A 14,096-nucleotide genomic window follows, 5' to 3' on the forward strand; every position below is an offset into this window, starting at 1 on the left:
AACCTATCTAAAGATGTCATAATTAGTGTCTTAAATAACGCAAATTTGTAGTGTAATTAAGAATCAACATATTAAAATATATAACAATGAAACTAGCAATCGTAACTGCATATCCACCAAGCAAAGTCACATTAAACGAGTATGCTTACCATTTAGTAAAGCACTTTAGACAAAAAGAAAGTGTAACTGAGATTGTTTTATTAACAGATAAAACAGAAGGCGCAAAAGACATTGCTTTTACAGAAGCTGGTTGTAAAATAACAGTTAAGGAGTGTTGGGCATTTAATAGCTACACAAACATAATAAATGTTACTAAAGCAATTAACAACACACAACCAGATGCAGTATTATTCAACTTACAATTCATGAAGTTTGGAGACAAAAAAATTGCAGCAGCTTTAGGATTAATGTTACCACTAGTTTGTAAACTTAAAAAGATTCCTAATATCGTGTTATTACATAATATATTAGAAGAAGTAGATTTAGGATCTGCAGGTTTTACAACTAGCAAAATCATGCAAAAAGTATATGGTTTTATAGGGACAAGCTTAACAAAGCTAATCTTGCAAGCAGATACAGTTGCAGTAACCATGCAAAAATATGTTGATATTTTAGAGAAAAAGTATAAAGTTAAAAATGTGACATTAATTCCGCACGGAACTTTTGAAATCTCAGAAGAAAAGCCAGAATACGATTTACCACAAGGACCTTTACAAGTGATGACCTTCGGAAAATTTGGAACTTACAAAAAAGTAGAGAATATGATTGAAGCGGTTGAGAAAGTAAGAGCAACAACAGGTTTGGATCTAGAAGTTGTCATTGCAGGAACAGATAACCCAAACGTACCTGGTTATTTAGCAAAAGTACAAGAAGACTACAAGCATGTACCACAAGTACGTTTTACAGGTTATGTAGAAGAATATGAAGTACCAACATTATTTAAAGAAAGTGCAGTAGTTGTATTTCCATATACGTCAACAACAGGAAGCTCTGGAGTTTTACACCAAGCTGGAAGTTATGGTAAAGCTGTGGTGATGCCAGATTTAGGAGATCTTGCATTATTGGTAAAAGATGAAGGTTATAAAGGTGAATTTTTTGAGCCTACATCTGTAGATAGTTTAGCAACAGCTATTGAAGCAATTGTAACAAATGAAGCACATAGAATAGCTTTAGGAAAAGCTAATTACGAAGCTGCAACAGCGTATCCAATGGAAAAAATTGCAGAGATGTATCTTAATAACTTTGATACTATTATTGCAACTAAATCACCAAAAAAAAACTTAAGAAAAAAGAATGAAAAAGCAGTGGTTTTAGAGCCTGCTTCAGCAGAATAAGATTATTAAAATACGATACCTTTTTTGTCCCAAACAAATAAAAATCTCATGTTGATATAGCACATGCATTTCTAAAAAATCTCAAATTAACCTACTTAATTTGAGATTTTTACTTTTATAAGACTATTTAAATAGCTGTCTAATACTACTAGTTAGTAATATATTTAAACGACGCTTTTTTTACACCATTTTTATCAATAAACCCAAAATGCTTTTGGGTATTTCTACGCCAAGGTCTGCTACCAACTACTGCTTTTGGTACATCGACAAAATCATATAATGTCCAAGACATAAATTGTAATTTATTAGCAGCAATAATCTCTTGTATTTTTTTATGATAATTAGCTTGATCCTCTACATTACTTCCTAAAGGTTTCCAGAAACCATTGTAAGATGACATACCAAATTCTTGTAATACTAATGGTTTATTTGGTATTTCTTTTTTCATGGTTTTTATAGCTTCATCTAATTCGCTTAAGCCTTCATAATAGTGAAACGACACAATATCTACCTTGTCTTTTAAAATTGGTGCACTTTGGGTGTTTGACCAACCAATAGTTACAGGATGTACCTTATCTATAGATTTTACCAAATCAATCATGTTGTCCAACCAAGCGATAACCATATCTTTTCCTCTTGAGTCAAAATCAAGGTTAGGTTCGTTTTTAATATCCCAAGCAATAAGAGCGTTGTGATCTTTAAAAGTAGAGACTATAGTTTCTGCGTGACGTTGATTTAAGGTCCAATTCATTATAGAATAATCTCCATAAAAATCAAATAGTGTGATTACTACTTTTAGTCCATTTTCTTCAGCAGCATCTAAAGTTTGTTTTAGTTTTTCTAATTTTTTAGGGTTAACATTTGCTTTTCCAAAGTCATCATATTGTACAAAAATCCTAACCGAATTTAAGCCAGCGTCTTTAATGATTTTAAAGTCGTTAGCAATTGTGTCTTTAGCAAAAGCGTCACCAAACATATTCCAAGGTGTAGCTTTTGGATAATAATTAATCCCTTTTATAATTAAACTATCGGTTTTAATTTTTGCTGTTTCTGGTAAATAAGGGTTACTACTTTCTTTTATCAAATGTCTAATGCGCCAAAAACCATCTTCTAGTAAAAACACCATTTTATAGGTTGAGGTTTCTGTTGTTTCAAGCACTAATTTTTCAGCTTTAAACACACGTTTGTATTCTACAACATCTCTATCTGTAACAACAGCCAACTGTCCATCTTCACTAAAAAATTCTAAAGTTGGGTTGTGACTTAGCGTTGTGGCTTCAATGGTTGTGTTTTCTGTTTTGTTTAATGCAATAAATGCGTATAAATTTTCTCTGGCACTATCTGTATAATAATCTTTTATGCCAGCAGTTTTGTTGGTTTTGTAAGCTACTTGTTTGACATACCAAGCATCTAAATAATCATTTTGCAAAGCATTTAGATTTTCGTTATCCATTGGTCGACCTTCATTTTGTAAAGGTTCCCAAATTAATTTTGGAGCATATTGTTCGACTTTTTGTATTTCGGTATGTAGCATTGAGCTTCTATCTGCTCCAGTATTTAAGTAGCTAAAAAGTCCACTAATACCAGATATTATCAAGGCTACAATCATAATATATGAGATTATTAATATGGTACGTAGTATGTTTTTGTTAAGACCTACCATAGTTTTTTGTTATTAAATGTTTTGTGTGTTCCTGCAGTTTCAATACTAAAATTATAACTACCATTTTTATAAATAGCAGGTTTTAAGTTAAAAGTAACGTAGCCATTAAAGGCTGTTTTTGTAATGGTGTCAACAAGTAAATTGTCTTTATATATTAATAGTTTAACGTGTAGACCATCAGGAATCATTTGCTTCATAAAACTTTGTAAAGGACCCACTAAAATTTCACGATTTTTATTAGCAAAAGCAACCTCAAAATCTTCAATAACACTTTGGTAGTTTAATGTAATCGTATCGCTTTCTGCCATACCATCAACATAGGCTTTAATACTCCAGTTGTCTTTAAAATCAGGATGAATAATTTTTGCATATGCAATTCCTTCAATAGTCGTACCAGTAGTTTTTAAAATATTTCCAATACCATTGGTTATAAAAAAGGTGACAAACGTCCCATCGCTAACCACATTGTTCTGCTTGTCTTTAATTACAGACGTATTAAATGTGGTTACCTGATTTCCGTCTGCGTAATTGTGTGGTCGTTTTGCCATAATTTTAAAGTCTGTAGGGATGGCAGCCCAAACATTTATTGTAAACTCTTTGGAGTTAACTCCTAAACTTTCTGAAGACACTAACATGCGTCCACTTTCTTTTTTAGAATAGATGTTCTTATAAGAAATTAAGTTTTTTGTAAAAATGGCGTCCTTTTCTTCTGAATTTAAAAACTGAAATTTAGCATCGACTTTAGTGTTTGTTGGCACAGGATTGTCTAAAGAATCCGTAGGAATAACAACCAACATAGTGTAATCTGTTCCTCCTGCTTCAATACTTGGAGGTCCAATATAGGTTTCCATGGTCGCGACTTCTGCTTTTGGGTTTATGTTGAATTGACCTGCAGCAGATTTATTTTTGTCTAATACTATCCAGTTTACAACGCCAATTTTTTTGGTCATATTATACGGTATTACATATTGTAAGGTATCGTTTTTGGCTTTAGCCGAAACTAAAGTAGAACCGTAACTGTTAGAACAATACAATAATGGTTTTTCGCCTTCTGAAGCTGTAAATTCTAAAACAACAGGATATCCAACATTATAGTCTGTTTGTGTTGTTAATAATTGGATTGGATTAGTCATGTCACTGGATTGTATCACAGCAAATGATGATAATAAAACCAAACCTATAACAAATGTGTATGTGCGTTTAAAATGCATTAATTTGGACTTCCTATGTAGGTGTTAATTTCTATTTTAATATAACTAAAATCAGGATGGTCAATTTTTTGTAATTGTGCATCGCTATGATTTTCAATTCTGTTAGGCACGACTTTGTCTGCAATAGCATCATTTGGTAAACCGTTAACAAAAATGTTTTTCATATCACTATTTATGATTTTTACTTTACCATCCTTTAAAATTTGATATTCAAAATCTTGTTTGCGTTGTTGTCTCACACCTTCTTTTACAAATAAATGATCCACCCAAACCATGTTTTTATTAGCGTCGTAATAGGTGATTAATAATTGCGGAATGGTAATTTCTTGTATACCACTATTAAATAAGTTTCCGTGTATAATGCTGTCCTTAATAGTAATAGCGCTTAACACCACGTTTTTATATAAATCTGAACCTGAAACATTTCCTGCTGCTTGCAAATTAAATTTGGTTGGTTGTTCCTCAAATTCAACTGGAGTAAATTCGTCTGGATTAAACGTATCTGGAATAGAATCTTGTGTTTTAGACCAAGCAATACCTTCAAAATTAATCCTAAAACTACTCGATTCTTTTGGCATTAATTTATGCTTAACGTGGTACTTTGCATTATAAGTTGCTAGTTGTTTATTATCGTCGTTATAAAGTGTTCCTTTTAAAATAACATCTGCTGGGACATTATCTATGTTTTGGACCTCTCCAATTATAGCATAGCTACCATCGTAATGTACCAATTTAGCCGAAACGATTTCTAGAACAGGCTGTTTAAGGACGTCTTCATGATGTGTAGCTTCTGTTGTAATACGTCGTCGTCCTTGATTATAATACTTGGTTGCATTAGCAGAATAGAGTTGGTCTGGAGGTAAATCGTTATTTAAGTCGTCTGGTTGTAAATACCATTTTCCTTTGCGTTTAGATAATGATTTATAATCAATTTTTTCAATTTTCTCCAAAGGTGTAATCCATTGCGTAGTTACTTTTGCCGACACTGTACTGTCGTTAAATTTGGTGATTTCGGTTTCAATAGCATCCATTTTTGCGTAGCTGCTTAGTAAACCATCCGTTACCGATATCTCTAGCATGTATTGCGCAATAGGAATATTATTATTTGGATCTATTAAGCTATGCGCTTTTTCAAATTCTTTAAAATCTAAAGCATCATAATAGGCAATAATGGCGTTTTCTGGACTGCGTTGCGAGTCGTTTTTTAGATAAAATAAATAGATGCCATAAAAAACAACAATAGCCAAAATTATAGACCAAATATGTGTAATTCGCAGTACGTTTCTATTAAACTTTTTATACGTAGTTGGGAACTTTAAAAATTCTGGAATAGGTTTAAATCGGGTTTTTAACATGTTTACCCAAAGCATTTGTATGTTTAATATAAAGGCAATTAAAACGGTTAAAAATGGCATAATTCCCCAATGTATTTTTAACCATTTAGCAACGTCTTCTTTTGGCAAAATAGAGGATACAGGCGGAATGTTTAATCGTTCCCAAACCATGATTCCGTTTTCCAGTTGTCGTAGTCGTTGCCAACCACAGAAATAGAGAATTGGGTCGTAAAATTTATCGTTAGAAAAAATGTATTTAAGGTTGTATTTTTCTGGAGTGGTTAAAAATTGCTGTAGCGATCCAATACCTGCAACACCTTTAAATTTGGAGTTTTCTAAACGTTCAATTGGTCGTGTGGTTAATTCTGGTAATCGTCTTGCAGAATGGTAGTTTCCATCAACAGTCATGGCATTGGTTTGTGCACTTAACCAAGCCATTTGGTCGCCAAAACCAAGTGTTAAAAATCGCCATTTATCATGATCGTCTTGATTTAAGAAATTCACAATTGGCAACATCTTTATTTTTTGCGGTTGCGATGGTCTAAAATAGTTTAAACTCATAGTAAACACGACCATAAACACCATTAATCCAGCAAGTATTCCACCAATTATTCTGTGATAAACAGCACCAAATTTAGACTGGATGAGTTCTTTTAAATCACCTTCAACAAAACGATAGGCAAATTCTCCCATTAACGGAATAGATAATATGGAAGCCCAAAGGGTAAACCTATCTAAGGTTAAAATGTTAAAAGCAGTTTCGCCTAACATTTTTAAAGGTACAGGAGTAGTGCCTCCAGTTCCTAAAATGGTACAAATTGTAACCGATAAACCAAAAAACAAGTAACGTTTGCTGTAATATCTGTAAAATATATATGGTAAAAGTACTAGCAGAATTCCCCAAGGAATTAAAAAGAAAACTAAACCAGATGATGTAATTTCAAGAAAATTATCACGTGAGCCATGCGGAATTGGTACTTGAGTAATTGGGTTGGCTTTAGAGTTTAACCAATACGGGAAAATACAACCAACAATTAAGACTAAAGATAGCATCCCAAAACTTACAATACGCTTAAAAAGTTTAAAAAAACTATTTAAAAATAGCTTGAAGGTAACCTCTTTCATGGTGTTGACTTGCTCACGCGAAACATCCATTATTACCATACCTATTAAAGGAAAGATAAAAAATACCATTCCAAAAATTGGAGTTACGTGATGTGAGGTTACTGTTACTGCAATTAAAGACAACGAGGTTGCTAAATACCATTTTTTTCCGGTTTTTAACCATAAATAAATTTCTGGTAAAGCATGCATTAAAACCGAAACTCCAACTATACTAGGTAATTGTCCAAAAATATGTAGCGTTTCTACAAAAGATGAGCTAAACACAGCCAAAACACAAGCATAACCAGCAACCGTCTTGTTAGCAGTCATCATTAAAGAAAAACGATAGGTACCAGTCACAAATAAAACAATTGCAATAAGTGCAACACTAAACATCCCAAATTTTAAACCACCAATCATGGATAGTAGTCCAATGGATTGGTGTACTAAAGGTGGATAGCTTTGTACGGTAAAACCAGTATACCACTCGTAGTTCCAAGGTTCAAACCAATTATTAGCATAATGGTCTGCAAAAAACAAATGTATTAACGCGTCGTAAGTAGTTTCCAAAGTAAAAAATATGGCACTACCATGAAACGCTAAAGCTAAAAGAATAGCTGAGATTAAGTATTTATTTGAGGTTTCCTTCATTCTAAAGCCTGAGCTGTAATAATATGGTAAAGATAAATAAATTATGTAGGGCTTCCATTTTTAATTATCTACAGCAAACTACCATTCGTCGACACATAGCTATTAGTTAAACTAAATTTCAAATATAGCAGTGTCTTCTCGTGTAGATTTGTACCATCAACAACAAACAAATACCCTTATTATGAAAGTTTTAGCAATAGATGATCAACAATTAGTATTACTGCCTTTACAAAAAAGATTAGTAGAGTTAGGTTACGAAGTACAAATAGAAACTGACGGAAAGAAAGGAATGGAAGCATTCAACACTTTTAACCCAGATTTAGTTATTGTAGATATAAATATGCCATTTGTATCTGGATTAGATGTTGTAAAACATATTAGAATTACTAAAAATTCTGAAACGCCTATCATGGTTTTATCTGGAGATACAAAAGACGAAACAATTACAGAAGGTTTTGATTTAGGAATTAATGATTACATGAAAAAGCCATTAAGCTTAAATGAGATTAGTGCACGTGTAAAACGATTAATTGGGACTCCTGAAGGGCAAAATACGGTTACCAATAGTAATGTAATGATTCAAGAGCGTTGTGTTGGTGTTGTAATCCCTTGTTATAACGAAGAAGAACGTTTGTTAAGTGAAGAATTTATTACTTATATAGATAAAAATTCTGGTTACCATTTATGTTTTGTAAATGATGGAAGTAAGGATAAAACATTAGAAGTTTTAAAACAATTACAAAAAGGGAGAGAAAATTTTATTACAGTGTATGACTGTGAGAAAAATGGAGGTAAAGCTGAAGCTGTACGATTAGGAATGTTACATATGGCTAAAAAAGAAGATTTAGATTACATCGGATTTTTAGATGCAGATTTATCTACAGACTTAGCAGATTTTGATGATTTAGTTAAAACCATTGAAACAACAGACTTTAAAATTGTAAGTGGATCACGTATCTCTAGAATGGGAGCAGATATTACAAAGGAGTCTGCAAGAAAAATAATTAGCTTAACGATAAACTTTATTATAAGAAAGATTTTAAAAATGGATTTTAAAGACACGCAATGTGGAGCTAAAATCTTCCAAAAAGATGTAATTAATATAGCCTTTGGTGAAAAATTTGTTACGCAATGGATTTTTGATGTAGAAATTTTTAAAAGAATGAGTATCCATTTTGGATTAAAAGAAGCAAAAGCAATGCTTTGTGAGCAACCCTTAAAAAGATGGATTCATGCAGATGGTAGTAAATTATCAATGAAGGATTCTGTAAAAATAGTAGCGCAGTTAGGGCAAATTGCATGGGTTTACAGAAATAAAAAAAAATACGCAACAAGTAAAAAACATGTTACTAATAATGTAAACGTAGCCTAATCACTTAATTCCCCAAATCATGAAAATAGGTATAATAATTAATTTTCATAATAATGAAAAAGACATCGATCCCAATGTATTTATTAAACAATTTGTAAAAACATCACATTTACAATTTTGTTTAGTAAACAATGCTAGCAAGGATAATACCTTCGAGCTATTAAATGAGATTAAAAATAAGTGTTGTAATGTATCTGTAGTTAATGTAAAAAAATTTAAATCGGATATTTCTGCTATTAGGGCAGGAGCTAGATATATGTCAAGTCAGTTTGACTTAAATCATTTAGGTTATGTGTCTATTAATTTATTAAATATTAGCCATCATGGATTAAAAGGTTTGATTGAAGCCATTAGCGAAAATCAACAACAATTATTAAAATTTAATATCCAAGAATTAAATAATCGAAAAATAAAATTAAGCTTGTTTCAAAGCTTGTTTTCTATTGTGGATTATCTAAAAAAAATTAAGGTTGAAAACCAATTTATTAAAATTCAATATTTATGCACCTTTTAAAAGTATAATTATGAAAATATATCCAATTAAATTCAATCCAATATTAAAAGAAAAAATTTGGGGAGGAAACAAACTAGGGACTTTACTAGGTAAGAATACGACTAAAGATAATGTTGGTGAAAGTTGGGAAATTTCTGATGTAAACGGGAATGTTTCTGAAGTTAGTAATGGAGCTTATAAAGGTTCTAGTTTAAAGCAATTAATTGCAACATATCAAGCAGATTTATTAGGTGCAAATAACTTCGCGAATTTTGGATTTGATTTTCCGTTGTTAATTAAATTTTTAGATGCTAAAACAGATTTGTCTGTGCAGGTACATCCAGATAATAAAATGGCTAAAAAGCATCATAATAGCTTTGGTAAGACAGAGATGTGGTATATAATGGATAGTGATGAAAATGCAGATATTGTATTAGGATTAAAAGATAATTCAATAAATCCAGAAGTTTTAAACCATATTAATGCAGATAATGTAGATGCTATTTTTAACAGAGAGCAAGTTAAAAAAGGAGATAGCTTTTTTATACCAGCAGGAAAAATACATGCTATTGGAGCAGGTGTTTTAGCTGCCGAGATACAGCAAACCTCAGATATAACCTATCGTGTATATGATTGGGATAGAGTAGATGATAATGGTGATAAAAGAGAACTGCACACAAAGTTAGCAGAACAAGCGACCAAACAATTTGATACTAACGGTAAAGCAAACTATAGCATACAACCTAATACTAGGACTAATTTGGTTAATTGCGAATACTTTACAACTAACATCTTGGACATTACTAATCTTCAAGCAAAATCATATGATAACTTGGATTCTTTTGTGATATTTATGTGTGTAGAAGGTAAGGTAGCTATTACCATAGGTGCTGAACATGAAACTTTAAAAATGGGTGAGACAATATTAATTCCAGCAAAAACAAATGCGGTTGTCTTTAATTCAACTAATGCTAAATTATTAGAGATATATATTGATGATACGGTTGCTAAAAATATACAACAGGCATCTTAATTGTACTTTTTATAGCTAAACACAAAGCAATGATTATATTTGTGCGCATCAAATAATATTAAACATGAGCGTTTTACAAATGTTAAAAGAAAGAAGTAACTCAAGCTGCGAGTTGTGTGCTTCTAATGTAGATACCAGACAATATAATATTCCACCTTCATTAAACGAAACTGTTGATACTAGTTTAATGGTATGTGCTAACTGTTATGATCAAATCGAAAAAAACACAGAAATGGATGTAAACCATTGGAGGTGTTTAAACGATAGTATGTGGTCAGAGCACGTGGCTGTTCAGATTATGGCTTGGAGAATGTTACAAAGATTAAGAGGCGAAGGTTGGCCAAAAGATTTGCTAGACATGATGTACTTGGATGATGATAATTTAGCAATTGCTAGATTAACAGATGAGCATAAAGACGAAGCAGATAAAATTATCCATAGAGATTGTAATGGTGTTATTTTAGAAACTGGAGATAATGTTGTTTTAGTTAAAGATCTTAAAATTAAAGGCTCTAGTCAAGTGGCTAAACAAGGGACTGCAGTTAGAAATATTAGATTAGATCGTGAAAACGCTAACTATATTGAAGGTAAAGTAGGACCAACACTTACTGTTATTATTACAGAGTACGTTAAGAAATTATAATTTTAATGACAATATATAAAAAGGCTTCAATTAATAATTGAAGCCTTTTTAGTTACAATGCTTTTTGTTGCTGTTTGTAAAAGGCATCTGCTTGAAGTTGCATTAGATTACGTGCTTTTTTACGTTTGTATTGATACAGTTCATCTTCCTCTGATAAATCCGAGTAAATTTTATCATTTATTTTAAAGTCAGCTTTTGCAGATAGTTTTCTTTCTTGTACACGTTGCTCAACAACCGTTTTTATAGCTGTTTCTTGGTCTTCTAGTTTAAAATCATATTCTCCCTTGGGTGACAATAGTTTGGCTATTATAGGAGAGGTCTCAATAGCTAAAAATAATAGAAATATAAAAAATGATGGTAACCAAGGTAATGTGTTTAAGGCGTTAAGTCTAGCCATTAATCCATCAAAACCATCAATTATTGGTTGTGTGTTGCTGACTTGTAATTGGTAATCCAAGTTTAGTTGACTTAACTCTCCTTCAATGGTTGAAATTTTTGCTTTATTATCTGTTTTTAATTGCTGTAATTCTGCGAAAGCAGTATCATGTTTGTCGCGTTTTTCTTTATAGACTGGTCCTTTGCCAAGTTTGTTAGTGCCAGAGGTGCCTTCTGCTTCTGAGATATAGGTATTGTAAAGCGTGTTGACTTCAGCTTCTTTTGTGGTTATTTCATTTTGAAGAGTGGCTATGTTTTGTTTTAATTCAATTTCTTTAGGTGAAAATTGTAATGCAATGTCTTCTTGGTTTTGAAGTGTCATGGCATTTTTTTCTGTTAATAAAACTTGATTGATTTCTTTTTCAAAAATCTTAAGCTCTAAAGGTTTTGAGATGACTATAGCTATAATTAAAGCTAAAATTAATCTAGGCGTTGCTTGCAGTAATTGGTTTAAAAAATCGCCTCTTTTTTTAATGGTTGATACAATAAAGCGGTCTAAATTAAAAATTAAAAGGCCCCAAACTAATCCAAATCCAATAGAGATATAGGTGTTGTCAAAAACAGTGTAAAGTGCATAACTAGAAGCTATAAAAGCCATTACTGCTGTAAAAAATACGGTTGCGCCTATTCCTGCATATTTGTTTTGTTCGCCAATGGAAGCAGTTTTTAGAATATCTGTATCTGCTCCAGAACAGATAATAAAAAATTGTTTTAACATGATGTGATTGATTTTGATTGATGATACTTAGATAAGCTCAGGACTGATTATCTATTAGAACGCTAAATGTTTGATTTTGTTACAGTTTAAGCCAAAAAAAAGCTTCAAATTAATGAAGCTATTTTTATCTAAAAACATATGTTACTCGTTTACAACTTTACCATTAACCGTTTTAATTGGTTTTTCTGACAGATGTACAGTGGATACACCGTTATTTGTATGTGATGATATGTTTAATTCTGAATTATTTTTAACTAAATCTAAAGCCTTATCAGAGGTAATGGCTTCTCCATTATAATAAAATGAAGCGTCTTTTTTTGCCATACTAATAATGTGATCTGTAGTTTTCATTGGAGGTGGTGGAGGTGGAAGTGTTAAGTCATCATCCTTCCAAGTTTTTTTAAATTTAATAAAAACTTTACCGTCTTTATAAACTTTAGTTATTTTTTGACCAGGAATTACTTTGCTACCATCTGTTGGAATATTAGATAATTTATTCCCTTTTTTGTCGACTTCAATTCCTGATTTGTTATAATACTTAGTTTTGTTTTTTGTTGTTACAAAAAAATGAGCCTCATCATTAATGTTTATAAATCCTGTTTCAGTATCTGAATGTAAAGGAGTTGGTGGTGGAGGAGGGTTTTTATAAACTTTACCTTTTATGATTTTATTTTCTTTATCGTATTTTTTTATAACTCGTTCTTGTTTTTCTCTCTCCTCTGGTGTTGCATTTGGATTTACAGGTGGAGGTGGAGGAGGTGGTGGAATACTAGACGCGTCTCCTTTTTTAACTTTAGGTGATTCTGAGTAGTTCTCATCATTTTTGTCTACAACCTTAATAACAACAGGCTTAAATTTGTTGGATTTAGTTTTGATATCAAATAGTTGAATAATATCACCTTTTTTTGTTTTTAAAACATATTGTCTAGTTTCATTATTAGGCATGTTACCTTCGTTAAATAATGTTTTAATTCCAGGGATTTTTAACTTAAAGTTAGTTATATCTTCTTGGTTAGTTGTGCTTAAAATTAACTCTGCTATTCCTTTTTTTGATAAGTTAAGTGTACAACCATCACATGCTATTCCGTTAATTTTTAGCGTTGGGTTTTGATTAAGGTAATTGATTTTTAATTGTCCGATTTTGTCTAAATCATCTTCAATTTGTTTTGTTAAGGTGTTTTGCCTAGTATTTACTTCTTTTTCATCTTGAAAAAGCATAGCTGGAGTTAATTCTTTTTCAACTTCTTTCGTGCTACTAAAACTATAAAGTAATAGCGCTAATAATGGTAATAGCAATACGCTACGTATCCATTTTGTTCTTTTTGGTGTTTGTGTTTTCATAAGTGTAAAACGTTTTTTGATTGATGAATAATTGATAGCATTTGCTAATGCTAATTCTTGTTGATTAGACGAGAATTGTAATAAAATTGTTTGATAAGTTTTAGTGTCGACCCCTTGATTTATAACGTCTTGATCTGCTAAAAATTCATGATTAAGTTTTACTTCTTTTTTTAGCCAATATACTAATGGATTAAACCAAAACACAACTTGAAGTAGCTCTATAAATATGATGTCTAAACTATGTTTTTGTTTAGCGTGTGTTTGTTCGTGAAGTAAGACTTCGGGTGGAATTTGATTATTTTCAAACTTGTTTTTATTTAAAAAGATGAAATTAAAAAACGTATGCGGAACTTCTATTTGTTCCATTAAAACATTGATAAAAGACTTACTTTTAACTTTAGTATGTTTTCTGATTTTTGAAATTATTTGAAACAGATTAATGCAGAATCTAATAAAAAATAAACCTACTCCTAAAGCATAAATACTCCATAATATGATAAATAAGTAGTTTGTTTCTTCTACTATTTTAAAATTTGTGTCTAATGGTATTGTTGGTGATGTATCAAAAATTAATGATGAGTTATCAAAATTAGGTTGTACATATTTTACAAATGTTATAAAAGGTATGATAGCTGCTATTGCTACAGCAACCAATAGATAAACTCTTTTAAATTTATGCACACTTAATGGTTCTAAAGCTATTTTGTAAAACAATAGTAAAACCAAAAGGCAAACACTGGATTTTAATAGTAATAGTTCCATGA

The 14,096-nt window shown here is 31.3% G+C and carries 10 protein-coding genes; 5 read left to right on the plus strand and 5 right to left on the minus strand.

Translation table 11 applies throughout. The features are described 5' to 3' along the window. Window positions 1–86: 86 nt before the first annotated feature. Complete coding sequence (locus M890_RS16000) at window positions 87–1,334, plus strand: glycosyltransferase (RefSeq protein ID WP_036597383.1); 1,248 nt, start codon at window positions 87–89, stop codon at window positions 1,332–1,334. 148 nt (window positions 1,335–1,482) lie between these two features. On the opposite strand, the gene M890_RS0109440 is transcribed toward M890_RS16000, so the two are convergent. From M890_RS0109440 to M890_RS0109450, 3 genes are read right to left on the minus strand one after another with little or no spacing between them, the layout of a single operon-like run. Further along, the gene (locus tag M890_RS0109440; protein ID WP_028283302.1) at window positions 1,483–2,997 is read right to left on the minus strand and encodes a DUF4434 domain-containing protein; all 1,515 of its coding nucleotides are present in this window, start codon (window positions 2,995–2,997) and stop codon (window positions 1,483–1,485) included. Then, window positions 2,991–4,208 carry a hypothetical protein gene (locus M890_RS0109445; protein WP_028283303.1) on the minus strand — a complete coding sequence of 406 codons (1,218 nt, stop codon included), beginning with the start codon at window positions 4,206–4,208 and terminating at the stop codon, window positions 2,991–2,993. The genes M890_RS0109440 and M890_RS0109445 overlap by 7 nt, the downstream gene beginning before the upstream one ends. Continuing rightward, the gene (locus M890_RS0109450) at window positions 4,208–7,297 is read right to left on the minus strand and encodes a putative glycosyltransferase family protein (RefSeq protein WP_028283304.1); all 3,090 of its coding nucleotides are present in this window, start codon (window positions 7,295–7,297) and stop codon (window positions 4,208–4,210) included. Before M890_RS0109450 ends, M890_RS0109445 begins: the two co-directional genes overlap by 1 nt. 181 nt (window positions 7,298–7,478) lie before the next feature. On the opposite strand from M890_RS0109450, the gene M890_RS0109455 reads away from it, so the two are divergent. From M890_RS0109455 to M890_RS0109470, 4 genes are all read left to right on the plus strand, one after another. After that, window positions 7,479–8,669 carry a response regulator gene (locus M890_RS0109455; RefSeq protein WP_028283305.1) on the plus strand — a complete coding sequence of 397 codons (1,191 nt, stop codon included), beginning with the start codon at window positions 7,479–7,481 and terminating at the stop codon, window positions 8,667–8,669. Window positions 8,670–8,688: 19 nt separating this feature from the next. Next, the gene (locus tag M890_RS0109460) at window positions 8,689–9,183 is read left to right on the plus strand and encodes a glycosyltransferase family protein (RefSeq protein ID WP_028283306.1); all 495 of its coding nucleotides are present in this window, start codon (window positions 8,689–8,691) and stop codon (window positions 9,181–9,183) included. 10 nt (window positions 9,184–9,193) lie between these two features. Continuing rightward, window positions 9,194–10,195, plus strand: coding sequence for a type I phosphomannose isomerase catalytic subunit (locus M890_RS16005; protein ID WP_036597410.1), 1,002 nt, complete (start codon window positions 9,194–9,196; stop codon window positions 10,193–10,195). 64 nt (window positions 10,196–10,259) lie between these two features. Continuing rightward, window positions 10,260–10,838: a PhnA domain-containing protein gene (locus M890_RS0109470; RefSeq protein WP_028283307.1), complete on the plus strand. Its 579-nt coding sequence runs from the start codon at window positions 10,260–10,262 to the stop codon at window positions 10,836–10,838. A gap of 52 nt (window positions 10,839–10,890) precedes the next feature. Here the strand turns inward: M890_RS0109470 and M890_RS0109475 are convergent, their stop codons facing one another. Together M890_RS0109475 and M890_RS16470 are read right to left on the minus strand one after the other, a co-directional pair. Continuing rightward, the gene (locus M890_RS0109475; protein ID WP_028283308.1) at window positions 10,891–11,991 is read right to left on the minus strand and encodes a DUF4407 domain-containing protein; all 1,101 of its coding nucleotides are present in this window, start codon (window positions 11,989–11,991) and stop codon (window positions 10,891–10,893) included. 141 nt (window positions 11,992–12,132) lie between these two features. Continuing rightward, on the minus strand, window positions 12,133–14,094 hold the full coding sequence (locus tag M890_RS16470; RefSeq protein WP_084553641.1) for a M56 family metallopeptidase: 1,962 nt from the start codon (window positions 14,092–14,094) through the stop codon (window positions 12,133–12,135). Window positions 14,095–14,096: the final 2 nt, after the last annotated feature.

The sequence above is a fragment of the Olleya marilimosa CAM030 genome (genome assembly GCF_000518485.1).
GTDB classification, from domain to species: Bacteria; Bacteroidota; Bacteroidia; order Flavobacteriales; family Flavobacteriaceae; genus Olleya; species Olleya marilimosa.

Excerpts from the sequence above, each read along its gene's own strand:
- M890_RS0109470 (WP_028283307.1), top strand. The coding sequence starts at position 10,260 with ATGAGCGTTTTACAAATGTTAAAAGAAAGAAGTAACTCAAGCTGCGAG.
- M890_RS16005 (WP_036597410.1), top strand. The coding sequence starts at position 9,194 with ATGAAAATATATCCAATTAAATTCAATCCAATATTAAAAGAAAAAATT.
- M890_RS0109450 (WP_028283304.1), bottom strand. The coding sequence starts at position 7,297 with ATGAAGGAAACCTCAAATAAATACTTAATCTCAGCTATTCTTTTAGCT.
- M890_RS0109475 (WP_028283308.1), bottom strand. The coding sequence starts at position 11,991 with ATGTTAAAACAATTTTTTATTATCTGTTCTGGAGCAGATACAGATATT.
- M890_RS0109455 (WP_028283305.1), top strand. The coding sequence starts at position 7,479 with ATGAAAGTTTTAGCAATAGATGATCAACAATTAGTATTACTGCCTTTA.
- M890_RS0109460 (WP_028283306.1), top strand. The coding sequence starts at position 8,689 with ATGAAAATAGGTATAATAATTAATTTTCATAATAATGAAAAAGACATC.
- M890_RS16470 (WP_084553641.1), bottom strand. The coding sequence starts at position 14,094 with ATGGAACTATTACTATTAAAATCCAGTGTTTGCCTTTTGGTTTTACTA.
- M890_RS16000 (WP_036597383.1), top strand. The coding sequence starts at position 87 with ATGAAACTAGCAATCGTAACTGCATATCCACCAAGCAAAGTCACATTA.
- M890_RS0109440 (WP_028283302.1), bottom strand. The coding sequence starts at position 2,997 with ATGGTAGGTCTTAACAAAAACATACTACGTACCATATTAATAATCTCA.
- M890_RS0109445 (WP_028283303.1), bottom strand. The coding sequence starts at position 4,208 with ATGCATTTTAAACGCACATACACATTTGTTATAGGTTTGGTTTTATTA.